The following is a 1,411-nucleotide window of genomic DNA, read 5'->3' on the forward strand; positions in this document are numbered from 1 at the left end:
GCCCACCACTTCGTGATCAGGTGATCGCGACCGTGTAGGCCTCGTTGTCGATGATCCGCTCGGACTGCGGGAGGCTGCCGACCTTACCTCCGGCGCGCGCGGATTGGCTGCGGACGCCATCCTGCCCGCTGGCGAGGGCTGGCCGGACAACGTGCATGTGCTCGCTGCCGAACGCGCGCTCGGTAACCGGGAGTTCGACAACACCTCCGGCATGGAGCAGCGGCTACGGCTGTCGCTCGACGGGGTTGCCGAGAACTACGACCTGGTGCTGATCGATGTGCCGCCTCGGCCCGGCGGCAAGTTGATGACCGCGGCCGCGCTCACCGCCACGCACGCGCTTCTGCCGGCGACTCTCGATGAGGATGGCTACATCGGCGTCCACGACGGCCTGATCTCGCTGCGACGCGCCCGGATGAATCACGGGCTGGCGCCGCTGGTTGTCGTCGGCGTCCTTCGCAACATCGTGGACCGCCGCCGCAGCGGCCTCGCCGAGACCTTCGACGAGAAGCTCGCCCAGGAGTACCCGCCGCACTCACCTGACGGCCCGCGGCTCCTGGACACCGCCGTCCCGAAGTACGTCATCCGGCAGGAGTCCCGCAGTGCCCGCGTGCCGTTCACGGCGGCGGGCACCGCAGAAGCCACGCTGCTCGAACGCGCATACTGCCGGACCCTCAACTGCGTCGCGGAGGTGGCCTGACCCATGAGCAAACTGCTGGGACAAGCACGTGGGCGAGCCCTCCAGCGCGCCGGTGACGCGGAACGAGACCCCGCCGAAACCGCTGTCACCACCGCCAGCACGCCCACAAGCAGCAACGCCAGCCAATCAACCAGCAACAACGCAAGCGTTGAAGCTGGCATCAAAGATGGCAAGACAGAAAGCGAATCCGCCAGCCAGAAGGCAGGCGCACTAGACAGCATTTCCGCTAGCCAGAAGGCTAGCGATGACGCCAGCAATCACGATGGCAACAGCGCCAGCTTTACTGCTGTCTCTGATGCAAGGCGATCAGCAAGCAAGGCCGCCAGCGCGGGTGACAGCAGCACTGCAAGCAAGGTCGCCAGCGCGCGTGACAGCGGTACTGCAAGCAAGGCCGCCAGTGTGCGTGCCAGCGGCAGTGCAAGCAGCGCTCGCCCAGGAGCCGGCAGTGTCGCGAGCAGCAGGGCTAGCGAAGAAGCCAGCATTTCCGCCAGCAGAAAAGAGCGCCCCGGCCGTCGACGTGGGCGCCCTCGCGGCCCTGAGCGCGTAGCCCTGTCCGTACGGATCCAAAGCGAAGTAGACGACGCCTTGACTCATGCAGTGGATCAGAGCGGACTGGGACCGCAAGAGATCGTCGAAACCGCACTCACTGAATGGCTGAGCCGACACGGCTACATCCGAAAGAAGTAAGCGCGGGCGAGGTCACCCGGCCCGGAG

3 protein-coding genes are annotated in these 1,411 nt (G+C 66.3%); 2 read left to right on the plus strand and 1 reads right to left on the minus strand.

Annotated elements, in window-relative coordinates:
• Positions 1–16: 16 nt before the first annotated feature.
• Positions 17–157, minus strand: a complete 141-nt coding sequence (locus tag AB0E94_RS52955; protein ID WP_360344576.1) for a hypothetical protein — start codon at positions 155–157, stop codon at positions 17–19.
• Between AB0E94_RS52955 and AB0E94_RS52960 the strand changes: the two genes are divergently transcribed.
• Both AB0E94_RS52960 and AB0E94_RS52965 read left to right on the plus strand, forming a co-directional pair.
• Positions 152–697, plus strand: a complete 546-nt coding sequence (locus AB0E94_RS52960; RefSeq protein WP_360344579.1) for a hypothetical protein — start codon at positions 152–154, stop codon at positions 695–697. The genes AB0E94_RS52955 and AB0E94_RS52960 overlap by 6 nt on opposite strands.
• A 3-nt stretch (positions 698–700) precedes the next feature.
• Positions 701–1,384 (plus strand): hypothetical protein, encoded by a 684-nt coding sequence (locus AB0E94_RS52965; protein WP_357098002.1) that lies wholly within the window; start codon positions 701–703, stop codon positions 1,382–1,384.
• Positions 1,385–1,411 lie beyond the last annotated feature (27 nt).

This window comes from Actinoplanes sp. NPDC026670, assembly GCF_040638175.1.
Taxonomy (GTDB): domain Bacteria; phylum Actinomycetota; class Actinomycetes; order Mycobacteriales; family Micromonosporaceae; genus Actinoplanes.

Bases quoted from the DNA above. Each gene is read 5' to 3' on its own strand.
- AB0E94_RS52965 (WP_357098002.1), top strand. From the start codon at position 701: ATGAGCAAACTGCTGGGACAAGCACGTGGGCGAGCCCTCCAGCGCGCC.
- AB0E94_RS52955 (WP_360344576.1), bottom strand. From the start codon at position 157: ATGCACGTTGTCCGGCCAGCCCTCGCCAGCGGGCAGGATGGCGTCCGC.